The 23,518-nt window shown below is 67.3% G+C and carries 22 protein-coding genes and 4 tRNA genes; 2 read left to right on the forward strand and 24 right to left on the reverse strand.

All coding sequences use genetic code 11. The features are described from left to right. Positions 1-4: 4 nt before the first annotated feature. The 18 genes from rpoB to trpE all read right to left on the reverse strand — a co-directional run bounded on the left by rpoB (position 5) and on the right by trpE (position 15,458). Complete coding sequence (rpoB, locus tag MW290_RS30585) at positions 5-4,129, reverse strand: DNA-directed RNA polymerase subunit beta (protein ID WP_250198103.1); 4,125 nt, start codon at positions 4,127-4,129, stop codon at positions 5-7. A 302-nt stretch (positions 4,130-4,431) separates the two neighbouring features. Beyond that, complete coding sequence (gene rplL / locus MW290_RS30590; protein ID WP_250198104.1) at positions 4,432-4,809, reverse strand: 50S ribosomal protein L7/L12; 378 nt, start codon at positions 4,807-4,809, stop codon at positions 4,432-4,434. 42 nt (positions 4,810-4,851) lie between these two features. Further along, positions 4,852-5,382 carry a 50S ribosomal protein L10 gene (gene rplJ, locus MW290_RS30595; protein ID WP_250198105.1) on the reverse strand — a complete coding sequence of 177 codons (531 nt, stop codon included), beginning with the start codon at positions 5,380-5,382 and terminating at the stop codon, positions 4,852-4,854. Positions 5,383-5,648: 266 nt separating this feature from the next. Next, positions 5,649-6,356, reverse strand: a complete 708-nt coding sequence (gene rplA, locus MW290_RS30600; RefSeq protein ID WP_250198106.1) for a 50S ribosomal protein L1 — start codon at positions 6,354-6,356, stop codon at positions 5,649-5,651. 1 nt (position 6,357) lies between these two features. Continuing rightward, positions 6,358-6,789: a 50S ribosomal protein L11 gene (gene rplK / locus MW290_RS30605; RefSeq protein WP_046116040.1), complete on the reverse strand. Its 432-nt coding sequence runs from the start codon at positions 6,787-6,789 to the stop codon at positions 6,358-6,360. A gap of 128 nt (positions 6,790-6,917) precedes the next feature. Beyond that, positions 6,918-7,499, reverse strand: a complete 582-nt coding sequence (gene nusG / locus MW290_RS30610; protein ID WP_250198107.1) for a transcription termination/antitermination protein NusG — start codon at positions 7,497-7,499, stop codon at positions 6,918-6,920. Between the two features lie 16 nt (positions 7,500-7,515). Next, positions 7,516-7,905, reverse strand: coding sequence for a preprotein translocase subunit SecE (gene secE, locus MW290_RS30615; protein WP_250198108.1), 390 nt, complete (start codon positions 7,903-7,905; stop codon positions 7,516-7,518). Positions 7,906-8,053: 148 nt separating this feature from the next. Further along, positions 8,054-8,129 (reverse strand) — tRNA-Trp (locus MW290_RS30620). 14 nt (positions 8,130-8,143) lie between these two features. Beyond that, positions 8,144-9,334 carry an elongation factor Tu gene (gene tuf / locus MW290_RS30625; protein WP_250198098.1) on the reverse strand — a complete coding sequence of 397 codons (1,191 nt, stop codon included), beginning with the start codon at positions 9,332-9,334 and terminating at the stop codon, positions 8,144-8,146. Between the two features lie 44 nt (positions 9,335-9,378). Continuing rightward, positions 9,379-9,453: transfer RNA gene (locus MW290_RS30630), tRNA-Thr, on the reverse strand. A 54-nt stretch (positions 9,454-9,507) separates the two neighbouring features. Next, positions 9,508-9,581 (reverse strand) — tRNA-Gly (locus MW290_RS30635). 47 nt (positions 9,582-9,628) lie between these two features. Beyond that, positions 9,629-9,714, reverse strand: a tRNA-Tyr gene (locus MW290_RS30640). A gap of 15 nt (positions 9,715-9,729) precedes the next feature. Next, on the reverse strand, positions 9,730-10,464 hold the full coding sequence (locus tag MW290_RS30645; protein ID WP_250198109.1) for a uracil-DNA glycosylase: 735 nt from the start codon (positions 10,462-10,464) through the stop codon (positions 9,730-9,732). After that, positions 10,461-11,249: an indole-3-glycerol phosphate synthase TrpC gene (gene trpC, locus MW290_RS30650; RefSeq protein WP_250198110.1), complete on the reverse strand. Its 789-nt coding sequence runs from the start codon at positions 11,247-11,249 to the stop codon at positions 10,461-10,463. The genes MW290_RS30645 and trpC overlap by 4 nt, the downstream gene beginning before the upstream one ends. Before the next feature lie 108 nt (positions 11,250-11,357). Then, on the reverse strand, positions 11,358-12,389 hold the full coding sequence (trpD, locus tag MW290_RS30655) for an anthranilate phosphoribosyltransferase (protein ID WP_250198111.1): 1,032 nt from the start codon (positions 12,387-12,389) through the stop codon (positions 11,358-11,360). Positions 12,390-12,401: 12 nt separating this feature from the next. Beyond that, positions 12,402-13,409 (reverse strand): low-specificity L-threonine aldolase, encoded by a 1,008-nt coding sequence (gene ltaE, locus MW290_RS30660; protein ID WP_250198112.1) that lies wholly within the window; start codon positions 13,407-13,409, stop codon positions 12,402-12,404. After that, the gene (locus tag MW290_RS30665) at positions 13,406-13,981 is read right to left on the reverse strand and encodes an aminodeoxychorismate/anthranilate synthase component II (protein ID WP_250198113.1); all 576 of its coding nucleotides are present in this window, start codon (positions 13,979-13,981) and stop codon (positions 13,406-13,408) included. The genes ltaE and MW290_RS30665 overlap by 4 nt, the downstream gene beginning before the upstream one ends. Position 13,982: 1 nt before the next feature. Then, positions 13,983-15,458: an anthranilate synthase component I gene (gene trpE, locus MW290_RS30670; RefSeq protein ID WP_250198114.1), complete on the reverse strand. Its 1,476-nt coding sequence runs from the start codon at positions 15,456-15,458 to the stop codon at positions 13,983-13,985. Positions 15,459-15,718: 260 nt separating this feature from the next. On the opposite strand from trpE, the gene MW290_RS30675 reads away from it, so the two are divergent. Continuing rightward, positions 15,719-17,779, forward strand: coding sequence for an ATP-dependent helicase (locus MW290_RS30675; RefSeq protein WP_250198115.1), 2,061 nt, complete (start codon positions 15,719-15,721; stop codon positions 17,777-17,779). Here MW290_RS30675 and MW290_RS30680 read toward each other — a convergent pair. From MW290_RS30680 to MW290_RS30705, 6 genes are all read right to left on the reverse strand, one after another. Next, complete coding sequence (locus MW290_RS30680) at positions 17,766-18,599, reverse strand: LytR/AlgR family response regulator transcription factor (protein ID WP_250198116.1); 834 nt, start codon at positions 18,597-18,599, stop codon at positions 17,766-17,768. The two genes, MW290_RS30675 and MW290_RS30680, sit on opposite strands and share 14 nt — an antisense overlap. Then, a complete protein-coding gene (locus tag MW290_RS30685) occupies positions 18,596-20,032 on the reverse strand; it encodes a sensor histidine kinase (protein WP_250198117.1) in 1,437 nt (478 codons plus the stop codon). Before MW290_RS30685 ends, MW290_RS30680 begins: the two co-directional genes overlap by 4 nt. Before the next feature lie 326 nt (positions 20,033-20,358). Beyond that, positions 20,359-20,943, reverse strand: a complete 585-nt coding sequence (locus MW290_RS30690) for a YceI family protein (protein ID WP_250198118.1) — start codon at positions 20,941-20,943, stop codon at positions 20,359-20,361. 44 nt (positions 20,944-20,987) lie between these two features. Continuing rightward, the gene (locus MW290_RS30695; RefSeq protein WP_250198119.1) at positions 20,988-21,581 is read right to left on the reverse strand and encodes a YceI family protein; all 594 of its coding nucleotides are present in this window, start codon (positions 21,579-21,581) and stop codon (positions 20,988-20,990) included. Between the two features lie 11 nt (positions 21,582-21,592). After that, positions 21,593-22,141: a cytochrome b gene (locus MW290_RS30700; protein ID WP_250198120.1), complete on the reverse strand. Its 549-nt coding sequence runs from the start codon at positions 22,139-22,141 to the stop codon at positions 21,593-21,595. 59 nt (positions 22,142-22,200) lie between these two features. Beyond that, complete coding sequence (locus tag MW290_RS30705; RefSeq protein ID WP_250198121.1) at positions 22,201-23,118, reverse strand: NUDIX hydrolase; 918 nt, start codon at positions 23,116-23,118, stop codon at positions 22,201-22,203. A gap of 154 nt (positions 23,119-23,272) precedes the next feature. Here MW290_RS30705 and MW290_RS30710 point away from each other — a divergent pair, with 154 nt between their 5' ends. Continuing rightward, complete coding sequence (locus MW290_RS30710; RefSeq protein WP_250198122.1) at positions 23,273-23,467, forward strand: hypothetical protein; 195 nt, start codon at positions 23,273-23,275, stop codon at positions 23,465-23,467. The last annotated feature ends 51 nt before the right edge of the window (positions 23,468-23,518 follow it).

Here is a 23,518-nt window from a genome sequence, read left to right on the forward strand (position 1 = left end):
TCCCTTAGTTGCGCTCGAGCTCGATGTCGATGCCGAGCGAACGGATTTCCTTCACCAGCACGTTGAACGATTCCGGCATGCCGGCTTCGATCGAGTGCTCGCCCTTGACGATGTTCTCGTAGACCTTGGTGCGGCCGTTCACGTCGTCGGACTTCACGGTCAGCATCTCCTGCAGGATGTACGAGGCGCCGTAGGCTTCCAGCGCCCACACTTCCATTTCGCCGAAGCGCTGGCCACCGAACTGCGCCTTGCCGCCCAGCGGCTGCTGGGTGACGAGCGAGTACGGGCCGGTGGAGCGGGCGTGCATCTTGTCGTCGACCAGGTGGTGCAGCTTCAGCACGTGCATGTAGCCCACCGTCACGGGGCGCTCGAAGGCGTCGCCGGTGCGGCCGTCATGCAGGATGGCCTGCGTGCGCGACTCGGTCAGGCCCTTGGCCTTGGCGATCTCGTCCGGGTAGGCCAGCTTCAGCATGCCGCGGATCTCTTCCTCGGCCGCGCCGTCGAACACCGGCGTCGCGAACGGCACGCCGTTCTCGAGGTTCTTGGCCATCTCCACGATGTCGTCGTCGCTGAACGAGGACAGGTCCTCGGTCGTGCCGCCCGACTGGTTGTAGAGCTGGTCGAAGAACTTGCGCAGCTCGGCCGCACGCGACTCCTTCTGCAGCAGGTCGCCGATGCGCTGGCCGATGCCCTTGCCGGCCCAGCCCAGGTGCACTTCCAGCACCTGACCCACGTTCATCCGCGAAGGCACGCCCAGCGGGTTCAGCACGATGTCGCACGGCGTGCCGTCGGCCATGTAGGGCATGTCCTCGATCGGGGTGATCTTGGACACGACACCCTTGTTGCCGTGGCGGCCGGCCATCTTGTCGCCAGGCTGCAGGCGGCGCTTGACGGCCAGGTACACCTTGACCATCTTCAGCACGCCGGCCGGCAGCTCGTCGCCCTGCGTCAGCTTCTTGCGCTTTTCTTCGAAAGCCAGGTCGAAGCTGTGGCGGGTCTGCTCGAGCGAGTTCTTGATCGACTCGAGCTGGTTGGCCACCTCATCCTCGGCCGGGCGCACGTCGAACCAGTGGTACTTCTCGATCGAGGCCAGGTAGGCCTTGTCGATGGTCGTGCCCTTGGCCAGCTTCTGCGGGCCGCCGTTGGCGACCTTGCCGTTCAGCAGCTTCTCGATACGGTCGAAGGCGTCGGCCTCCACGATGCGCAGCTGGTCGTTCAGGTCCAGGCGGAAGCGCTTGAGTTCATCGTCGATGATCTGCTGGGCGCGCTTGTCACGCTGGATGCCTTCACGGGTGAACACCTGCACGTCGATGACGGTGCCGCTGGTGCCCTGGTCCACGCGCAGCGAGGTGTCCTTCACGTCGGACGCCTTCTCGCCGAAGATCGCGCGCAGCAGCTTTTCTTCCGGCGTCAGCGTGGTTTCGCCCTTCGGCGTCACCTTGCCCACCAGCACGTCGCCAGGGTTCACCTCGGCGCCCACGTACACGATGCCCGACTCGTCGAGGCGAGCCAGTTGCTGCTCCGACAGGTTGGGGATGTCGCGGGTGATTTCCTCGGAGCCCAGCTTGGTGTCACGCGCCATGACCACCAGTTCCTCGATGTGGATCGAGGTGTAGCGGTCTTCGGCCACCACGCGTTCGGAGATCAGGATCGAGTCTTCGAAGTTGTAGCCGTTCCAGGGCATGAACGCGACCAGCATGTTCTGGCCCAGTGCCAGCTCGCCCAGGTCGGTCGACGCACCGTCGGCGATCACGTCGCCGGCGGACACGTGGTCGCCCCGGCGCACGATCGGGCGCTGGTGGATGTTCGTGTTCTGGTTGGAGCGGTGGTACTTGATCAGGTTGTAGATGTCGACGCCGACCTCACCAGCCACCGTCTCATCGTCGTTCACGCGGATCACGATGCGGTTGGTGTCGACGTAGTCGACGATGCCGCCGCGGCGCGACGCCACCACCGTGCCCGAGTCCTTCGCGGCCACGCGCTCCACGCCGGTACCCACCAGCGCCTTTTCGGGGCGCAGGGTCGGCACGGCCTGACGCTGCATGTTCGCGCCCATCAGTGCGCGGTTCGCGTCGTCGTGCTCCAGGAACGGCACCAGCGAGGCCGCCACCGACACGATCTGTGTCGGCGCCACGTCCATGTACTGGATGCGCTCGGGCGAGGTCAGCACCGATTCACCGTTTTCACGGGCCGACACCAGCTCGTCCACCAGGCGGCCTTGATCGTCCAGAGAGGCGTTGGCCTGCGCGATGACGTACTTGCCTTCCTGGATGGCCGACAGGTAGTCGATCTGGTCGGTGACCTGACCGTCCACCACGCGGCGGTACGGCGTCTCGAGGAAGCCGTACTCGTTGAGCTGCGCGTACAGCGCCAGCGAGTTGATCAGACCGATGTTCGGGCCTTCCGGCGTTTCGATCGGGCAGACACGGCCGTAATGGGTCGGGTGCACGTCGCGGACTTCAAAGCCGGCGCGCTCGCGGGTCAGACCGCCCGGGCCCAGGGCCGAGACACGACGCTTGTGCGTGATCTCGGACAGCGGGTTGGTCTGGTCCATGAACTGCGACAGCTGCGACGCACCGAAGAACTCCTTCAGCGCCGCGGAGATCGGCTTGGAGTTGATCAGGTCGTGCGGCATCAGGGCTTCGGTCTCGGCCTGGCCCAGACGCTCCTTGACGGCCTTCTCGATGCGGGCGAGGCCCGAGCGGTACTGGTTCTCGGCCAGTTCGCCCACGCAGCGCACGCGACGGTTGCCCAGGTGGTCGATGTCGTCGACTTCACCGCGGCCGTTGCGCAGCTCGACCAGAATCTTGACGACGTCGAGGATGTCCTCGTTGCTCAGCGTCATCGCGCCTTCGGCTGAGTCGCGGCCCACGCGGGCGTTGAACTTCATGCGGCCCACGCGCGACAGGTCGTACGTGTCGGCGCTGTAGAACAGGCGGTTGAACAGCGCTTCCACCGCGTCTTCGGTCGGCGGCTCGCCGGGGCGCATCATGCGGTAGATGGCCACGCGCGCGGCCAGCTGGTCGGCGGTTTCGTCGCTGGCCAGGGTCTGGCTGATGTAGGCGCCTTCGTCCAGCTCGTTGGTGTACAGGGCCTGCAGGTCCTTCACACCCGACTGGCGCAGCTTCTTCAGCAGCGTGTCGGTGATTTCCTCGTTGGCCTTGGCCACGATCTCGCCCGTGTCGGGGTCGACCATGTTGCGGGCCACGATGCGGCCGATCAGGAAGTCTTCCGGCACCGTGATGTGGTTGGTGCCTGACTGCTCCAGCGCGCGCACGTGGCGGGCGGTGATGCGCTTGTCCTTCTCGACGACGACTTCACCGTTCTTGTTGGTGATGTCGAAGCGCGCGACTTCGCCACGCAGGCGGTCGGCCACGAACTCCATCTGCGCGCCCGAGTCCATCAGGCGGAAGTTGTCGAACACGAAGAAGTGCGCCAGGATCTGCTCGGGGTTCAGGCCGATGGCCTTGAGCAGGATCGTGACCGGCATCTTGCGGCGGCGGTCGACACGGAAGTACAGGATGTCCTTCGGGTCGAACTCGAAGTCCAGCCAGGAGCCGCGGTAGGGAATGATGCGGGCGCTGAACAGCAGCTTGCCCGAGCTGTGGGTCTTGCCCTTGTCGTGCTCGAAGAACACGCCCGGCGAGCGGTGCAGCTGCGAGACGATGACACGCTCGGTGCCGTTGACGATGAAGGAGCCGTAGTCGGTCATCAGGGGCACTTCGCCCATGTAGACCTCCTGCTCCTTGATCTCCTTGACCGTCTTGGCCTGCGCGGCTTCACGGTCATAGATGATCATCTGCAGCTTCGCCCGCACCGCAGCGGCGTACGTCAGACCACGCTGCTGGCATTCGCGCGTGTCGAACGGCGGCTTGGCGATGTTGTACTCGATGAACTTCATCTCCACGTACCCGTTGTGCGAAACGATCGGGAACGCGGACAGGAAGGCGGCCTGCAGCCCCTCGGGCTTGCGCTTGGCGGGCGGCACGTCCTTTTGCAGGAACGCGACGTAGGATTCCCGCTGCATGGTCAGCAGATACGGGACGTTGAGAACGCTCTCGCGCTTACCGAAGCTCTTGCGGATCCGCTTGCGCTCGGTATAGCTGTAGTTGGGGGATGCTTGCGCCATTGAACACTCCGTGTCGAAAACCCCCGCCTGGCCGTGGCAGGAGTTTCGTCGGCGACTGGCAACTCGGGTCTTGCACCCGAGGCTTGGTGGTTGGCCACTACCAACCGCTGGCGGACAACCCCGGCGTTGCACCGGAGTCCGACCAAACCCGTTCTCTGCAGTCGGATCAGAGAACACTTGGAAAAGGAAGGGCGCGTATTGTGTCGCGCTTTCCCTTTCCGAGTGACCTCAAGCCGTGGAAACCCTGAAGCACGAAAGGCTGGGTGCCTGTAGGGCACCCAGCCTCGCTTCGGGCAAGCCGATTACTTGACTTCGGCCTTGGCGCCGGCTTCCACCAGCTTCTTGACAGCGGCTTCGGCGTCGGCCTTGGGGATGGCTTCCTTGACGGTCTTGGGAGCGCCGTCCACCAGGTCCTTGGCTTCCTTCAGGCCCAGGCCCGTCAGTTCGCGCACGGCCTTGATGACCGACACCTTCTGGGCGCCAGCGTCCAGCAGCACCACGTTGAATTCGGTCTTCTCTTCCACCGCGGCGGCGGCGGCGCCACCACCACCGGCGGCCGGAGCGGCCACGGCAGCAGCCGAAACGCCGAACTTCTCTTCAATGGCCTTCACCAGGTCATTGAGTTCCATCACGGTCATGGTGTCCAGGCTGGACAGGAAAGCGTCTTTGTCGAATGCCATTTTGGATTCCTAGAAACAGTTGAATTGCTTGAATGCTGTGCGTCAGGCCGCGGCGGTTTCCGCTTCGGCAGGCGCGGCTTCGGCGCCGCCACCCTTCTTTTCCGACACGGCAGCCACCGCACGCGCGAAGCGGGCGATCGGCGACTGCAGCAGGCCGGCCAGTTGGGTCAGCAGGACTTCGCGGCTGGGGATCGAGGCCAGGGCCTTGATGCCTTCGGCGTCGAGCGCCTTGCCACCAAATGCACCGCCCTTGACGACCAGCTTGTCGTTGGTCTTGGCAAAGTCCGACAGGACTTTGGCCGAAGCGACAGCGTCTTCCGAAAAACCGTAGATCAGCGGACCGGACATGGCTTCCGCAGCCACCTCGAACGGCGTACCGGCCACAGCGCGGCGGGCGAGCGTGTTCTTCAGCACATGAAGGTACACGCCCTTTTCCCGCGCGTCGCGGCGCAGCTTGTCGAGATGGGCAACGGTGAGGCCACGGTACTCGGCCAGCGTGAGCGTCTGCGAACGGGCTGCCTGGGCGGCCACATCCGAGATCACGGTAGCTTTCTCGTTGCGATTGAGACTCAAGGTCTGCTCCTCACATCACGTGCCTCGGCACCCTCTCGGGCGCTCCGGCACAACGGATTGCAGCGACCATCTGTTTCCAGGGAAAACAGCGGGACGCCATCTGCGCTGGCTTCGGCTCGGGCGGGCCCTTGCCTCGATTACGGCGCCGCCTGCAAGCAGACGGCACCACCAGCGGTCTTGGATGACCCGCCGCCGCCCGTGAAGGCGGCAGCGGCCCACCAATTCGTCAGGCAGCGCGCCAGACTCGCGCGCCGCCCTCGATCACATTACGACTGAGCGGTCAGCGCGATCGACGAGGTGTCGACGCGCACGCCCACGCCCATCGTCGAGCTGACGGCGACCTTGCGCAGGTACACGCCCTTGCTCGACGCCGGCTTGGACTTGTTCAGGGCTTCCAGCAGCGCAGCCAGGTTGGCCACCAGCTTGTCGGAATCGAACGAGCGACGGCCGATGGTCGAGTGGATGATCCCGGCCTTGTCGACGCGGAACTGCACCTGACCGGCCTTGGCGTTCTTCACGGCGGTGGCGACGTCGGGCGTGACGGTGCCGACCTTGGGGTTCGGCATCAGGCCACGGGGACCCAGCACCTGACCCAGCGTACCGACGATACGCATGGTGTCCGGCGAGGCGATCACCACGTCGAAGTTCAGGTTGCCGCCCTTGATCTGCTCGGCCAGGTCTTCCATGCCGACCACGTCGGCGCCAGCGGCGCGGGCTTCGTCAGCCTTGGCGCCTTGGGCGAACACGGCGACGCGCTTGGTCTTGCCGGTGCCGTTGGGCAGCACGACGGCGCCACGCACGACCTGGTCCGACTTCTTGGCGTCGATGCCGAGCTGCACCGACACGTCGATGGATTCATCGAACTTGGCGGTGGCGCATTCCTTCACCAGACCCAGTGCGGCGTCGATCGGATACAGCTTCAGGCTGTCGACCTTGCCCTGCAGGGCCTTGGCTTTCTTCGTGAGCTTGGCCATGTCAGGCTCCTTCCACGGTCACGCCCATCGAGCGGGCGGAACCGGCAATCGTCTTCACCGCGGCTTCCAGGTCGGCAGCCGTCAGGTCCTTCTGCTTGGTCTTGGCGATCTCTTCGATCTGCGCACGGGTCAGCTTGCCGACCTTTTCGATGTGCGGACGACCCGACCCCTTGTCCAGCTTCAGCGCCTTCTTGATCAGCACGGTGGCCGGCGGCGTCTTCAGGATGAAGGTGAACGACTTGTCGGCGAACGCGGTGATCACCACCGGCAGCATCAGGCCGGGTTCCATGCCCTGGGTCTGCGCGTTGAACGCCTTGCAGAACTCCATGATGTTCAGGCCGCGCTGGCCCAGTGCCGGACCGACCGGCGGCGACGGGTTGGCCTTGCCGGCCGGGATCTGCAGCTTGATGAAGCCGACGATTTTCTTTGCCATGAATGGCTCCTATCGAGTTCAAGCGCTCGGGCTGCCGAAGGCGGCAGACCGGGCTCCTCGTCCAGTGCGACCCTGTTGCGAAGACGGCGGGGGGCGCCGGGTCGCGCCACATCCCCCACCCGGAAAAATCAGACCTTCTCGACCTGCGAGAAATCGAGCTCCACCGGCGTGGCGCGGCCGAAGATGGTGACGGACACCCGCACCTTCGACTTCTCGTAGTTGACGTCTTCCACGGCGCCGTTGAAGTCGGTGAACGGGCCTTCCTTGACCCGCACCGTCTCGCCCACCGTCCACTCGACCTTGGGCTTCGGCTTCTCGACGCCCTCTTGCATCTGGTTGACGATCTTCATCACCTCGGCTTCCGAGATGGGAACCGGGCGGTTCTTGGCACCGCCAACGAAGCCGGTGACCTTGCTGGTGTGCTTGACCAGGTGCCAGGACTCGTCGTCCATCAGCATCTCGACCAGCACGTAACCCGGGAAGAAGCGGCGCTCGGTCACGGCTTTCTTGCCGTTCTTCAGCTCGACGACTTCTTCGGTCGGCACCAGGATGCGGCCGAACTTGCTGTTCATGCCGGCACGCTCGATGCGCTCACGCAGGTTGCGCTCGACGGCCTTTTCCATGCCGGAGTAGGCGTGCACGACGTACCAGCGCAGCGGCGACGGCGCCGGTGCGGCGGCGTCGGTGGGGGTCATTTCGGATTCGCTCATGCTTTCTCGCTTGTCGTCAACGCCGCCAGCCCAGGACCAGGTCGTACAGGACCCACTCCAGGGTCTTGTCGGTCAGCCACAGGAACAAGGCCATCACCAGCACGAAGGCGAACACATAGCCGGTCATCTGCATGGCTTCCTTGCGGCTGGGCCACACGACCTTCTTGGTCTCGCGCGCGGAATCCTGGCCGAAGGCGATCAGCTGCTTGCCGGTCTCGGAGACCAAGAACACGCCGACCGCGGCCGCCAGCAGCACCAGCAGGGCGACGACGCGCAGCCACAGCGGCTGCGCCGCCAGCAGGTAGAAAGCCGCCACCGCGCCAACCACCAGCACGCCGGCAGCGGCCAGCTTGGCCTTGTCTGCGCTGCTGGAGACGGTTTCGACTTGAGGATTGGTGGTGGCCATCGCTTTCAATTCAGATACGGATCGTGGGCTGTGTGCACCGGCAAAACACAGGCGCATCAGCAGCAAAGCCCGCCGGGCCGGCGCAAGATCTGCGCACTGCCCGCGGGCTGATTTGGCTTACCGAGCGAGACGCCTCAGCGTCCGACGGTGGCAGGGGCAGAGGGTCTCGAACCCCCAACCTTCGGTTTTGGAGACCGACGCTCTGCCAATTGAGCTATGCCCCTGCAGCCTTGACTACTTACTCGATGATCTTGGCCACCACGCCGGCGCCGACGGTACGGCCGCCTTCACGGATGGCGAAGCGCAGGCCTTCTTCCATGGCGATCGGGGCGATCAGCTTGACGGTGATGCTGACGTTGTCGCCAGGCATGACCATTTCCTTGTCCTTCGGCAGCTCCACCGCACCGGTCACGTCCGTCGTGCGGAAGTAGAACTGGGGACGGTAGTTGTTGAAGAACGGGGTGTGGCGGCCGCCTTCTTCCTTGCTCAGCACGTACACCTCGGCGGTGAAGTGCGTGTGCGGCTTGATGGAGCCCGGCTTGCACAGCACTTGGCCGCGCTCGACGTCTTCACGCTTGGTGCCGCGCAGCAGGATGCCCACGTTGTCGCCCGCTTGACCTTGGTCCAGCAGCTTGCGGAACATTTCCACGCCCGTGCAGGTGGTCTTCTGGGTGGCGCGGATACCGACGATTTCGATTTCTTCGCCGACCTTGACCACGCCACGCTCGACACGGCCCGTCACCACGGTGCCGCGGCCCGAGATCGAGAACACGTCTTCCACCGGCATCAGGAAGGCACCGTCCACGGCGCGCTCAGGCGTCGGGATGTAGCTGTCCAGCGCTTCGGCCAGGCGCATGATCGCCGCTTCGCCCAGGTCGCCCTTGTCGCCTTCCAGCGCCAGCTTGGCCGAACCCTTGACGATCGGGGTGTCGTCGCCCGGGAAGTCGTACTTGCTCAGCAGCTCGCGCACTTCCATCTCGACGAGCTCCAGCAGCTCGGCGTCGTCCACCATGTCGCACTTGTTCAGGAACACGATGATGTAGGGCACGCCCACCTGACGCGCCAGCAGGATGTGCTCGCGGGTCTGAGGCATCGGGCCGTCAGCGGCCGAGCACACCAGGATCGCGCCGTCCATCTGCGCCGCACCCGTGATCATGTTCTTCACGTAGTCGGCGTGGCCCGGGCAGTCCACGTGCGCGTAGTGGCGGTTGGCGGTCTCGTACTCGACGTGCGCGGTGTTGATCGTGATGCCACGCGCCTTTTCTTCCGGCGCCGCGTCGATCTGGTCGTACGCCTTGGCTTCGCCGCCGAACTTGGCCGACAGGATCGTCGTGATCGCCGCCGTCAGCGTCGTCTTGCCATGGTCCACGTGGCCGATGGTGCCCACGTTGACGTGCGGCTTGGTCCGCTCGAACTTACCTTTTGCCATGTTGCGCGCTCCTGGCTGAGAAACGATTTCTTACGGTTGGCGGGTGGTGCCCATGGCGCGGATCGAACGCGCGACCTCTCCCTTACCAAGGGAGTGCTCTACCACTGAGCCACATGGGCATCGACACGGCTCTGGGTCGCACGGGTGCGGCACAAAGCGGTGTCGACGCAGACTGGAGCGGGAGACGGGAATCGAACCCGCGTCATCAGCTTGGAAGGCTGGGGTTCTACCATTGAACTACTCCCGCTACGGAGTCAGCACCAAATCACTGCACTACAAAAAACAACTCGCCTTTGGTGGAGGAGGCTGGATTCGAACCAGCGTAGGCGTAAGCCAACAGATTTACAGTCTGCCCCCTTTAGCCACTCGGGCACCCCTCCTGGGCGAGCCAATGACTATAGCACGGTTGTTTGAAGTGTCCAGTCCATTGAGCCTAAATTTTCTTGAGAGGCCAGAAATTCCTGGGCGCGGCGGAAGTGCCCGCAGCCGATGAAGGGCACCGGCGGCCGCTGCGCCGACAGCGGCGACGGATGGTTGGCGGTGAGCACCAGATGCTGCGGATGGGCGGCGGCGATCGGCTGGCCGAAGGCCTGGGCGTGGTTGCCCCACAGCATGAACACCTTGGGGCGTGGCTCCTGCGCAACAGCGGTCAGCAAGGCGCGGGTCAGCGACTCCCAGCCCTTGCCTGCATGGCAGCCGGCCTGGCCGTCTTCCACCGTCAGGCTGGTGTTGGTGAGCAGCACGCCGCGCTGAGCCCAGGGCGTCAGGTCGCCGGAGGCGGGCATCGGCAAGCCCAGGTCGCGCTGCAGCTCCTTGAAGATGTTGCGCAGGCTGGGTGGCAGGCGCACGCCGGCCGGCACCGAGAAGGCCAGCCCCTGCGCCTGACCGGGCCCGTGGTACGGGTCCTGGCCGACGATGACGACGCGAACGCTGTGCAGCGGCGTGAGCTGCAGCATGCGCAGCGGATTGGCCGGGTACACCGGGGCGCCGGCGGTGACGCGGGCGTCGACGTGGGCGATCAGGCGGCGCGCCTCGTCGGTGGCGCGCCAGGCATCGATCACCGGCTGCCAGTCGCCACCGACCTCGCAGAGCAGGTCGGCCAGCGGCCGGCAAAGGCGGTTGGAGGTCACTGGAACAGCGCGGCCAGCGCCTGGCCCGGATCGTCGGCGCGCATGAAGGCTTCGCCCACCAGGAAAGCGTGAACGCCCGCCTCACGCATGCGCAGCACGTCTGTACGGCTCAGGATGCCGGATTCGGTGACCAGCAGTCGGTCGGCCGGCACCCGGGCCAACAGGCCCAGCGTGGTGTCCAGCGTGACTTCGAACGTGCGCAGGTTGCGGTTGTTGATGCCCAGCAGCGGCGTCTTCAGGCGCAGCGCGCGGTCCAGCTCGGCGCCGTCGTGCACTTCCACCAGCACCGCCATGCCCAGGGCGTGTGCGGTGGCTTCCAGGTCGGCCATCTGCGCGTCGTCCAGGCAGGCGGCGATCAGCAGGATGCAGTCGGCGCCCATCGCGCGCGCCTCGAACACCTGGTACTCGTCCACCATGAAGTCCTTGCGCAGCACCGGCAGCGCGCAGGCGGCGCGCGCCTGCTGCAGGTAGGCGGCATCGCCCTGGAAGAACTGGCGGTCGGTGAGCACCGACAGGCAGGCCGCGCCGCCCTGCTGGTAGCTGGCGGCGATGTCGGCGGGCACGAAGTGCTCGCGCAGCACGCCCTTGCTGGGGCTGGCCTTCTTGACCTCGGCGATCACCGCGGCCTGGCCGGCGGCCACCTTGGCGCGCAGCGCAGCCTCGAAACCGCGCAGGTCGCCGTGGGCTTCAGCCTCGCGCCGCAGGCTGGCCAGGTCGCGCTGGCGGCGCGCGGCGGCCACTTCTTCGTGCTTGACCGCCACGATGCGGTTCAGAACGTCACTCATGTCTGCCCCTCGCCCGATGACACCCTCGGGCGATCCCCCAAGGGGATGCGGGCCGCCTTGGGAGCGGCCCGGCGGTCGGCCCGCTGGAAAGATATGCGTCGAACGAAATCACGATTTCAACCTTTGCGTGGTAGCGATGAACTGCTGCAGCTTGGCGCGGGCGGCGCCCGAAGCCACGGCCTCTCTAGCCAGCTTCACGCCTTCGGCGATGGAGCCGGCCACGTCGGCACAGTACAGCGCCGCGCCAGCGTTCAGCAGCACGATGTCGCGCACCGGGCCTTCTTCATTGGCCAGCGCCTGCTGGATGCAGGCGACCGACTCTTCCTTGTTGGCCACGCGCAGCACGCGCGAGTCGTAGACGGGCAGCCCGAAGTCGCTGGGGTGCACCACGTACTCGCGCACCGCGCCGTCCTTCAGCTCGCCAACCATCGATTCGCCCGAGAGCGACAGCTCGTCCATGCCGTTCATGCCGTGCACGATCATCACGTGCTCGCTGCCCAGGCGCTGCAGCACCCGCACCTGGATGCCGACCAGGTCGGGGTGGAACACGCCCATCAGCTGATTGGGCGCGTTGGCCGGGTTGGTCAGCGGCCCCAGGATGTTGAAGATGGTGCGCACACCCAGTTCCTTGCGCACCGGCGCGGCGTGCTTCATCGACGCATGGTGGTTGGGCGCGAACATGAAGCCGATGCCGGTTTCCGCCAGGCAGGTGGCCACCTGCTCGGGCGTCAGGTCGATGCAGGCGCCCAGCGCTTCCAGCACGTCGGCGCTGCCGGAGCTGGACGAGACGCTGCGCCCGCCGTGCTTGGCCACCCGCGCACCAGCGGCGGCCGCCACCAGCATCGCGGCGGTGGAGATGTTGAAGCTGTGCGCCGCGTCGCCACCGGTGCCGCACAGGTCCACCAGGTGGCGGCGGTCGGCCACCGCCACCGGGGTGGCGAATTCGCGCATCACCTGGGCGGCGGCGGCGATCTCGCCGATGGTTTCCTTCTTGACGCGCAGGCCGATGGACAGCGCGGCGATCATCACCGGCGACATCTCGCCCTGCATGATGCGGCGCATGAGCGCCAGCATCTCGTCATGGAAGATCTCGCGGTGCTGGATAACGCGGGTCAGCGCGTCGATGTTGCTGATGCTCATGCAGCAGGCTCCTCAGGCGGACAGCAGTTCGCGCAGCACGGGCAGCGCGCGGTCGATGTCGTCGGCCGTGACATTCAAATGGGTGACGAAGCGCAGGGTGTAGAGGCCGGTGCACAGCACGCCGCGTTCCGCCAGGCGCTCCACCAGACCAGCGGCCCGCTCGGCCGGCAGGTCGACGAACACGATGTTGGTCTGCGGCGGCGTGACCTGGACGCCCGGCAGGCCTTGCAGCCCCTCGGCCAGCCGGCGGGCGTTGGCATGGTCTTCGGCCAGGCGATCGACGTGATGCTCCAGCGCATGCAAGGCCCCGGCCGCGATGATGCCGGCCTGCCGCAGGCCGCCGCCCGCCATCTTGCGCCAGCGGTGGGCGCGCTGGATGAATTCACGCGAGCCGCAGAGCGCCGAGCCCACCGGCGCGCCCAGGCCCTTGCTGAAGCACACCGACACGCTGTCGAACGGCTGCGCCAGCTCGGCCGCGCTGCGGCCCGACGCCACCGCCGCGTTGAACAGGCGCGCGCCGTCCAGGTGGCAGGCCAAACCCTTGCTGCGGGCCAACGCGGTGGCTTCCTGCACATAGGTCTGCGGCAGCACGCGGCCGCCCCAGGTGTTTTCCAGGCACAGCAGCCGGCTGCGCGCGAAGTGGGCGTCGTCGGGCTTGATGTTGGCGGCGATGTCGGCCAGCGCGATGCTGCCATCGGCCTGCTGCGGCAGCGGCTGCGGCTGGATGCTGCCGAGCACGGCGGCGCCGCCGGCTTCCCAGCGGTAGCAATGGGCCTGCTGGCCGACCAGGTATTCGTCGCCGCGCCCGCAATGGGTCATCAGCGCCACCAGGTTGCTTTGCGTGCCGCTGGGCACGTACAGCGCGGCCTCGAAGCCCAGCATCTCCGCCACCCGCTGCTGCAGCCGCAGCACCGTGGGGTCGTCGCCGAACACGTCGTCGCCCACCTCGGCGCGGGCCATCGCCTCGCGCATCGCCGCCGTCGGCCGGGTGACGGTATCGCTGCGCAGGTCGATGGTCATGATCGCTGGCTCTGGGTGATGAAGTTGCGCAGCATGGCGTGGCCATGCTCGCTGAGGATGGATTCGGGGTGGAACTGCACGCCTTCCAGCAGCACTTCCTTGTGGCGCACGCCCATGATCTCGCCGTCGTCGGTGGTGGCGGTGATCACCAGCTCGTCGGGCAGCGTCTCGCGCTCGATGGCCAGCGAGTGGTAGCGCACCACGTCGAACTGCTCGGGCAGGTCGGCGAACACACCGCGCTGGTCGGTGCGGATGCGGCTGACCTTGCCGTGCATCTGCACCTGCGCCCGCACCACCTTGCCGCCCAGCGCGGCGCCGATGGCCTGGTGGCCCAGGCACACGCCCAGCAGCGGCAGCTTGCCCTTGAAGTGGCGGATGGCCTCGACGCAGATGCCGGCCTCGGCCGGCGAGCACGGGCCGGGCGACAGCACCAGCTGGTCGGGCTTCAGCGCCTCGATGCCGGCGATGTCGATCTCGTCGTTGCGGAAGACCTTGACCTCCTGCCCCAGCTCGCCGAAGTACTGCACCAGGTTGAAGGTGAAGCTGTCGTAGTTGTCGATCATCAGCAGCATGTCAGAACCCCTCTTCCACCAGTTCAGCGGCGCGGATGAGCGCCCGGGCCTTGGCCTCGGTCTCCTTCCATTCCAGCTCGGGGACGGAATCGGCCACCACGCCGGCCGCGGCCTGCACGTACAGCGTCTGGTCCTTGATGATGCCGGTGCGGATGGCGATCGCCAGGTCCATGTCGCCGGCAAAGCTGAGGTAGCCGCAGGCGCCGCCGTAGATGCCGCGCTTGACGGGCTCCAGCTCGTCGATGATTTCCATCGCGCGGATCTTGGGCGCGCCGGTCAGCGTGCCCGCCGGGAACGTAGCCTTGAGCACGTCGAGGTTGGTGGTGCCCTCCAGCAGCGAGGCTTCCACGTTGCTGACGATGTGCATCACGTGCGAGTAGCGCTCCACCACGAAGGCCTCGGTGACCTTGACACTGCCGGTCTTGGCGATGCGGCCGACGTCGTTGCGGGCCAGGTCGATCAGCATCAGGTGCTCGGCTCGTTCCTTGGGGTCGGCCTTCAGCTCGGCTTCCAGCGCCAGGTCCTGCTCGGGCGTGGCGCCGCGCGGGCGGGTGCCGGCCAGCGGGCGGATGGTGACCTTCTCGCCTTCGGACGTGGTTTCCTGGCGCACCAGGATCTCGGGCGAGGCGCCGACGATCTGGAAGTCGCCCATGTCGTAGAAGTACATGTAGGGCGACGGGTTGAGCGAGCGCAGCGCGCGGTACAGCGTCAGCGGTGACTCGGTGTAGCGCTTCTTCAGCCGCTGGCCCACCTGCACCTGCATCATGTCGCCGGCCGCGATGTACTCCTTGGCCACGGCCACGGCCTTCAGGTAGTCGGCCTTGTCGAACTCACGCTCCACCGCATAACTGGCGCCGCGGCGCACCGGCGGCGCGGTGACGCTGAACTTGAGCTTGTCCGCCAGTTCCGACAGCCGGCGCTTGCCCGAGAAATAGGCCTCGGGCCGCGACGGATCGGCGTAGACGATCAGGTACAGCCGGCCTGACAGGTTGTCGATGACGGCCAGCTCTTCGCACTGCAGCAGCTGGATGTCGGGCGTGCCGATGTCGCCGGGCTTGGCGGCCTTGGCCAGCCGCGGCTCCATGTAGCGCACCGCGTCGTAGCCGAAGTAGCCGGCCAGGCCGCCGCAAAAACGCGGCAGGCCGGGCCGCAGCGCCACCTTGAAGCGCTGCTGGTAGGCCTCGATGAAGTCGAGCGGGTTGCCTTCGTGGGTTTCCACCACCTGGCCGTCGGTCACCACCTCGGTGCGCAGGCCGGTGGTGCGCAGCAGCGTGCGCGCTGGCAGGCCGATGAAGGAGTAGCGGCCGAAACGCTCGCCGCCCACCACGGACTCGAGCAGGAAGCTGTGCGGCTGGCCGCCGGCCAGCTTGAGGTACAGCGACAGCGGGGTTTCGAGGTCCGCGAACGCCTCGGCGATCAGCGGAATGCGGTTGTAGCCCTGCGAGGCCAGGCTCTTGAATTCGAGTTCGGTGATCATGTGTTCAGCCCTCCGGGCCCCGGCGCAGACATGGCGTGGCCGGGGTCGACAGTCGGAATTGCGGGGAAGCGGTGGCGGTGCGGGCGCTGTGCTCAGCCGGCCCGTAGGCGGCGTGCCAACCAGCCCGCCCGTTGCAAACTAGACGGAAGCAGGCTGGCGACGCCAGGGCCAGGCTCCCCGGTCGTTCGACCTCGTCGTGAGTTTGCGCGGCATGAACATGGTCGGCGACTATAGCAGCGCCCGTATGATCGCCGCCTCCCATGGCAGACACCCTCAACCCCGCCCAGCTCGAGGCGGTTTATCACCTCGACGGTCCCTGCCTCGTGCTGGCCGGCGCCGGCTCCGGCAAGACCCGCGTCATCACCCACAAGATCGCGCGGCTGCTGCAGGCCGGGCTGGAACCGAAGCAGATCGCGGCCATCACTTTCACCAACAAGGCCTCGCAGGAAATGCGCGAGCGGGCCAAGTCGCTGGTGGGCCCGCGCGCGGCCAAGGACCTGGTGGTGAGCACCTTCCACTCCCTCGGCGTTCGCATGCTGCGTGAAAGCGGCACCCGGCTGGGCCTGAAGGAGCAGTTCTCCATCCTGGACAGCGACGACGTGCTGGGCGTGCTTCGCGATGCCGGCGGCACCACCGACGCCGCCACCGCCCGCCGCTGGCAGTGGACCATCAGCCTGTGGAAGAACCAGGGCCTGAACAGCGACAGCGCGCTGGCTGCCGCCAAGGACGCCGACGAGCAAGTGGCCGCCCGGGTGATGAAGCTGTACGAGGAGCGGCTGGCCGCCTACCAGGCGGTGGACTTCGACGACCTGATCAGCCTGCCGCTGAAGCTGCTGAACACCGACGAAGAAGCCCGCGCCGACTGGCAGGGCCGCTTCCGCCATGTGCTGGTGGACGAGTATCAGGACACCAACGCGGTGCAGTACGAGCTGCTGAAGGCCCTGGTCAGCCACCCCGACGACCGCCTGGCCGGGCGCTTCACGGCGGTGGGTGACGACGACCAGAGCATCTACGGCTGGCGCGGCGCCACCATCGAGAACCTGCGCCGGCTGCCGCAGGACTTTCCAAAGCTGAAGGTCATTCCGCTGGAGCAGAACTACCGCTCCACCGGCGCCATCCTGCGCGCGGCCAACAACGTGATCGCCGGCAACCCCAAGCTGTTCGAGAAGAAGCTGTGGAGCGACTTCGGCGATGGCGAGCCGGTGCACCTGATGGAGTGCGACGGCGAAGAGCACGAGGCCGAGCGCGCCGTCTCGCGCATCCAGGCGCTGCGCGCGCAGGGAGGGCAGGTGAAGTTCAGCGATTTCGCGGTGCTGTACCGGGCCAACCACCAGGCGCGTGTGTTCGAGCAGAAGCTGCGCGCGGCGCAGATTCCCTACAAGGTGTCGGGCGGCCAGAGCTTCTTCGACCGCGCCGAGATCAAGGACCTGTGCGCCTGGCTGCGGCTGCTGGTCAACCAGGACGACGACCCGGCCTTCCTGCGCGCGGTGACCACGCCCAAGCGCGGCATCGGCCACCAGACGCTGGGCAAGCTGGGCGAGTTCGCGGGCAAGTGGAAGCTCAGCCTGTTCGAGGCCTTGTTCGCCGAGAGCCTGGGTGTGTCGCTCAATGCCAAGGCCATCGGCAGCCTGCACGAGTTCGGCCGCTACATCAACGACTTCGAGCACAAGGCCCGCCACACCACCGGCGGCGAAGACGCCAAGACGCTGCTGCTGGGCTGGCTGAAGGACATCGGCTACGAGCAGCACCTGTACGACAGCGAAGAAAGCGAAAAGCTGGCCGCCTCGCGCTGGTCCAACGTGATGGACTTCATCGACTGGATCGCCAAGCGCTGCGGCGGCGAGATCACGCAGGACGGCGGCACCTTCGAGAGCGAGCGCAAGAGCGTGCTGGAGGTGGCGCAGACCATCAGCGTGATCATCAGCCTGGCCGAGCGCGGCGAGGAGCAGGACGTGGTCACGCTGTCGACGCTGCATGCCTCCAAGGGCCTGGAGTGGCCGCATGTGGTGCTGGTCGGCGTGAACGAGGGTCTGCTGCCCTTCCGCAGCGACACCGAGGAGATGACGCCCGACCGCCTGGAAGAAGAACGCCGGCTGATGTACGTGGGCATCACCCGCGCGCGCACCACGCTGGCGGTGAGCACGCTGCGCCGGCGCAAGAAGGGCCGCGAGACCATCCAGGGCATTCCCAGCCGCTTCATCGCCGAGATGAAGCTGCACGAGTCGTCGAACAAGGAAGACCCGAAGGAGCGGCTCAAGAAGATCCGCGAAGCGCTGGCCGCCAAGGCGGCGGCCGCGGCGCCGCCGGCTACATCCCCTTGAACAGCTGCGTGTAGCTGCGGCTGACTTCCAGCTTCTCGGGCCGGTCCTTGATGGCCACCAGCTGGCGGCCGCGGAAGTCGCGTGACACGCCGGCGATGGCCTTGACGTTGACCAGCGTGGAGCGGTGGATCTGCCAGAAGCGCTGCGGGTCCAGCTCGTCCACCAGCTCCTTGATCGGCTTGCGGATCAGCGCCTCCACCTGCGCCGTCTGCACCCGGGTGTACTTCTCGTCGCTGACGAAGAACAGCACCTCGTCCACCGGAATCATCTGGATGCTGGCGCCCACGCTGGCCTGGATCCACTGCAGGTAGCTGGGCGCCTGGCCCATCTGCGCGGCCAGCTTGTGCAGCAGCTGCTGCAAAGGCTGGGCGGCGGGCGCTTCCGGCATGGCCTCGTCGCCCCGTCGCTGCGCCAACCGCTTGCGGATGCGCTCCACCGTGACGGCCAGCCGGTCGCGCTCGGCCGGTTTGAGCACGTAATCGGCCACGCCCTGCTCAAAGGCCTGCACCGCGTATTCGTCGTAGGCGGTGATGAAGACGATCTCGCAGCCGTCCCAGTCGTCGCCGGTGGGCAGCTGGGCGATCTGGCGGGCGGCGTCCACGCCGGTCAGACCCGGCATGCGGATGTCGAGGAACACCAGTTCGGGCCGGTGTTCGGCCACCCGATCGACCGCCTCCTGCCCGTTGCGGGCCTCGGCCACGATCTGCAGCGCCGGCCACACCTCGGCCAGGCGGGCGCGCAGCTGGTCGCGCATCAGGCGTTCGTCGTCGGCGATCACGCAGCGCACCGCGGGCGCCGGGTTGCTGGGGGTACTGCTCATGCGGCGGATTCTGTCGCTTCGGGCCGGGTGCGCGCCACATAGGGCACGGTGATGGTGACGATGGTGCCGCTGGGCGCGTTGGCCGCCACCGCCACCGCGGCCCGGCCGCCGTACAGCAGTTGCAGCCGCTCGCGGATATTGGCCAGGCCCACGCCGGTGCCGGCGGTGGCCGCCTTGCCGAAGCCCAGGCCGGTGTCGGCCACGGTGACGGCCAGCTTGCCGTGCACGATCTCGGCACGCACCGTGAGCTGCCCGCCTTCGGGCTTGGGCTCCAGGCCGTGCTTGATGGCGTTTTCCACCAGGCCCTGGATCATCATCGGCGGGAACTCGGCCGAGTGCAGGCCCTCGGGCACGTCGATCACGGTCTGCAGCCGCTCCTCCATCCGCACCTTCAGGATCTCGAGGTAGGGGCGGATCACCGCCAGCTCACGGCCCAGCTCGCGCACGCCGCCGGTGCTGGCTTCACGCATCGTCGGCATGCTGGCGCGCAGCAACGCGATCAGGTTCTTCTGCATGCGGCTGGCGCGCGGCGGGTCGGTTTCGATCAGGTGGTCGATCGACGCCAGCGTGTTGAAGAGGAAGTGCGGCTCCACCTGCGCCTGCATCGCGGCCATGCGCGCTTCCACCACCTGGCGCTTGAGCGATTCGGCCTCGGCCACCTCGGTGGCCTGCGCGGCCACGGTCTCGGCCTGCAGCCGGCCGCTGTAGGTGATCTTGATGATGGCCGACGCGATGATCCACAGCACCGCCAGGTCGGTGAGGAAGTCGCCGACATGCACGGTGCGGGTGCGCGTGCGCGGTCGGTCGGGGTCGGCATCGGCGGCGCTGGCATCGGCGGCCGATTGCTGGGTGGCGTCGCTGGCCTCCCGGATGGCATCGGCGATCTCGCGCACGCCCTCTTCGATGGTCTGCCGCAGCTCGTCGGCGTCGGCGCCCGGCGGCACCGAAGCGGTGGCGGCCGGCAGCTTGGCAACGATGGTTTCGGCCGCGGCCTGCGCCGGATCCGCGGCGGAGGCCGCCGACGATGCGGAAGCCGCCGACGCCGCCGAGGCAGCCGAACTGGGCCCCCGGCGCAGCACGCGCACGCCTTCCTTGCCGATGGTGATGTCGATCGTCGGCTCGGTGGTCGGCGGGCTGGTGGCGGGCCGCGGGGCAGACGGCGGCTTGGGCGGCACCGGCGGAATGGTCACGCGCACGCCGCGCTCCACCTCTTCGGTGATGCGCCAACTGAAGGGCGGCAGCCGCTCCAGGATGCTGGCCAGGATCAGCAGGAGCAGCGACAGCACGGCGAAGCGCTTCCAGCTGATGCCCACCAGCCATTTGGCATAGGCGCGGAAAGCGGGCACCCAGGCGGCGACCAGGCGTTGCCAGGTGCTGGCAGCAGGGTGCGGTGTGGCGCGAGCGTCGCTCGCGCGGAAATCAGGTGCGGACATGGGGCGGGCGGCGGCTGTGTGGCCCCACTGTACGCAGAGGCCTGCGGTCGGTGCGCGCATGGCGCGACCAGTTGCAGGCCGGTGGGCACAGGCTGCTGCCTGGCCCGACCGATGGGTGTGTGCTGCTTACTGGATGGCCTGGACGACCATCAGGACCAGCAGCATCACGACCATGGCCATTTGAACGGCTCGTTGTTGGTGCATATACGGGTTCTCCCTAGTGCCTGAAGCGTAACAGGCATTCGGTGAAACCCGTACCCACCCGATCGGGCGAATTGGTAACGAAATTTGTGTTGCAGCGCAGCATCAGCTGCGCCGCAGCTGTGTTACTGCTTGACGGCCTCGACCTGGATCACCAGGCGGACGCTGTCGCTGAAGCCGTAGTTCAGGCCGTAGTTGACGCCGAACTGGCTGCGGGTCAGCGTGGTTTCGAAGTCGCCGCCGCACACCTCACGCTTGAGCATGGGGTTCTGGTAGCAGTTGAACTTGCTGGCCTTGAGCGTCACCGGCAGGGTCTTGTCCAGCAGCGTCAGGTTGCCGCTGACCTCAGCCACCTTGTCGCCGTTGAACACGAACTTGTCGCCCACGAACTTGGCCGTGGGGTACTTCTCGGTGTTCAGGATGTCGGCGCTTTGCAGGTGCTTGTTGAAGGCCGGCGTGCCGCTGTTCACCGAGGTGGTGTCGATCGTGATCTCGACCTTGCCGGTCTTGGCCGCGCGGTCGAAGCTGACGGTGCCTTCCTTCTTGTCGAAGCGGGCGCGGTTGGTGGAGGTGGCGAAGTGGTCGATCTCGAACGTCACGAAGGTGTGCGTCGGGTCGATCGCATAGTCGGCAGCGTGGGCGGCGGGCGCGGCCAGGGCGGCAGCCAGGGCCAGAGAAGCGGCGGCCAGGGTCGAGTACGTCTTGCGCATCAGAGGTCCTACAGGGGTTGGAAAAACGGGAGACAGTGGCGTGCTTACAGCGCGCCGATGCCGGTGAGTTGCAGCTTGAACTTCACCTGCACGTCGTTGGCCACCATCGAGGTGTCGGCCCACTCGCCTTCACCGATCTTGAAATCGGCGCGCTTGAGCGTGAAGCCGCCGGTGGCGGTGGTGTTGCCGCCGGCCTGGGTCAGCACCACGGGCACCACCAGGTCGCGCACGTTGCCCTTGATGTCCAGCTTGCCGGTCACGTCGAACTTGCCCGGGCCGGTGGCCTTGACGCTGGTGGAGGTGAACTTGGCTTGCGGGAACTTGGCGACGTTGAACCACAGCGGCTTGACCACTTCGGCCTCGCTCTCGGGCGCGCCCAGGCTGATGCTGGCCAGGTCGATCGCCAGCGCGATGCGGGCGGTGTCCGGCTTCTTGGGGTCGAACGCCACCTGGGCGTCGAACTTGCGGAACTTGCCGTCCACCGGCACGCCCATCTGGCGGCTGGTGAAGCTGATGTCGCTCTGCGCCGGCACCAGCTTGGCGGCGGCCTGGGCGAACACGGGGCCGGTGGCGGCCAGCGCCAGCGCGGCGGCGGCCAGCGTGCGGCGCGAGATCAGGGAAAAGCGGATCGAGGTCATGGGGTGGGCTTTCAGGCGCGGCCCGGCACCATGCGGTGCAGCAGGCCGTCGCGGTCGATGAAATGGTGTTTGAGGGCGGCGGCCACGTGCAGCACCACCAGCACGGCCAGCGAATAGGCCAGCCAGCCGTGCCACGGCTTGATGGCGGCGGCCAGCGCCTTGTCCACCGGCACGAAATCGGGCAGCGGCACCAGGCCGAACACCACGATGGGGAAGCCCGCGGCCGAGCTGTAGGCCCAGCCCACCAGCGGCACCGCGAAGAACAGCAGGTACAGCAGGTGGTGGGTGGCATGGGCCGCCAGGCGCTGCACCGGCGACATCGGCAGGTCGGCCGGCGGGCGGTTGAACAGGCGCCACAGCAGGCGCAGCGCCGACAGCGCCAGGATCACGCTGCCCGCCCACTTGTGCCAGTTGTACAGCTTGAGCCGCTGCGGCGAGAACGGCATGCCGGACATCTGCCAGCCGACCAGGAAGGTGCCGATGATCAGCACCGCCAGCAGCCAGTGCAGCGCGATGGCGGTCAAGGTGTAACGGTGACGGGGGAGGGAGGCGTTCGGCATGGTGCGGCAGTGTGCCCAGCGGACCCGTGCCGCCGGTTCAGCACGCTTCACGCTTGGCTTCAGATGCTTTGAATGCCCGCAGGTTCCCACCACAGGCCGGCAGTGGCCTGCGCCAGCGCCGCGGCCTGCGCGGCCGGCAGCAGCTGGTGGCGCAGGGCGAAATCCAGCGTCACCAGTGCGGCGTCCACCGTCATCTCGCCTGCCTGCGCCAGGGCCAGCGCCTGCTCGACCGGCACGCAGTGGTAGGCCGACACCTCACCGTCCTGGTTGGCCGGCGTCAGGCCGGGTGGCAGCTCGATGTCGAAGACGTGCAGCCGCTCCACCTGCAGGCCTTCGGGCAACTCTCGCTGCAGCTGGATCACCCGCCCCGGCCGCGCGACGTGCAGCTGGGGTGTGGCCAGGCCGGCCTCTTCCCAGCCTTCGCGTACAAGCGTTTCGAATGGCGTCTGCCCCAGCGGCACGCCGCCGCCGATCAGGTTGTCCAGCAGGCCGGGGTCGATGGCCTTGGTGAGCGAGCGGCGGCCCAGCCACAGGTGCGTGGGCCGGCCGCCAGCGTCCGCCAGGTAACCGTTGGCATGGGCGCCGAAGGTGAGCGTGCCCCAGAAGCGCGCGGCGGCGCGCTCGATGTCCGCCAGCGGCGGTGCGCCGGTGGACGCCTGCAGCGGCAGCACCGGAAAACGCTCGTCGCGCCAGCCGGGAATGGCGCCCGCCGCCCGCAGCCGCAGGTTGAGCGGCTCGAACCAGGCGGTGGCGGCGGCGCCATCGGCCAGCCATGGGGCACTGAGGTGGTCCGGCGTCACCTGCAGGTCGGGCGCCAGCGTTTGCAGCAGCGGCAGCTGGTGCTCGGCCACGCTGCCTACCGCCTGGCCGCGCAGGCGGAAACGCCGGCGCGCATGGCCGCAGTGGCGGGCCTGGCGGATGCAGGGCCAGTCGGCGGCCGGCGCCGGCCAGGGCAGGGAGCGATCGGTGGGCAGCACCCCGCCATCGTAGGCGGCTGCCAGCGTTTCGGGATCGCGTCTGACAAGGCGCGACGACGGGCGCCGACTGCGGCGGCTGGCCGCGCTTTTTAAAGTTCCTTCAACGATTCCCTGTGCCCCACCCCGTAGTGCCCCACCCTCGCCGGAGCCCGCCATGCACCGCCGCCAACGCCGCCAACGTCCTGCCACCCCGCCCCGCCACCAACCCGCCGGCTATCGCCTGTCGGCCGTCACCTTCGTGGCCGGTATCGCCGCCGCGCTGGTGATGATCGGCGCCCAGGCCGACGAGGGCGATGCCGCCGCAGCAGGCATCGACAGCGCGCCGGTGGTGCTGTCCATCGGCCGCTGAGTTGCACTGCCCGACCCCGGCGCGCGGATTCCGGCGCTGGCACTGCGGGTA

It is taken from the genome of Aquincola tertiaricarbonis (genome assembly GCF_023573145.1).
Lineage (GTDB): Bacteria > Pseudomonadota > Gammaproteobacteria > Burkholderiales > Burkholderiaceae_C > Aquincola > Aquincola tertiaricarbonis_B.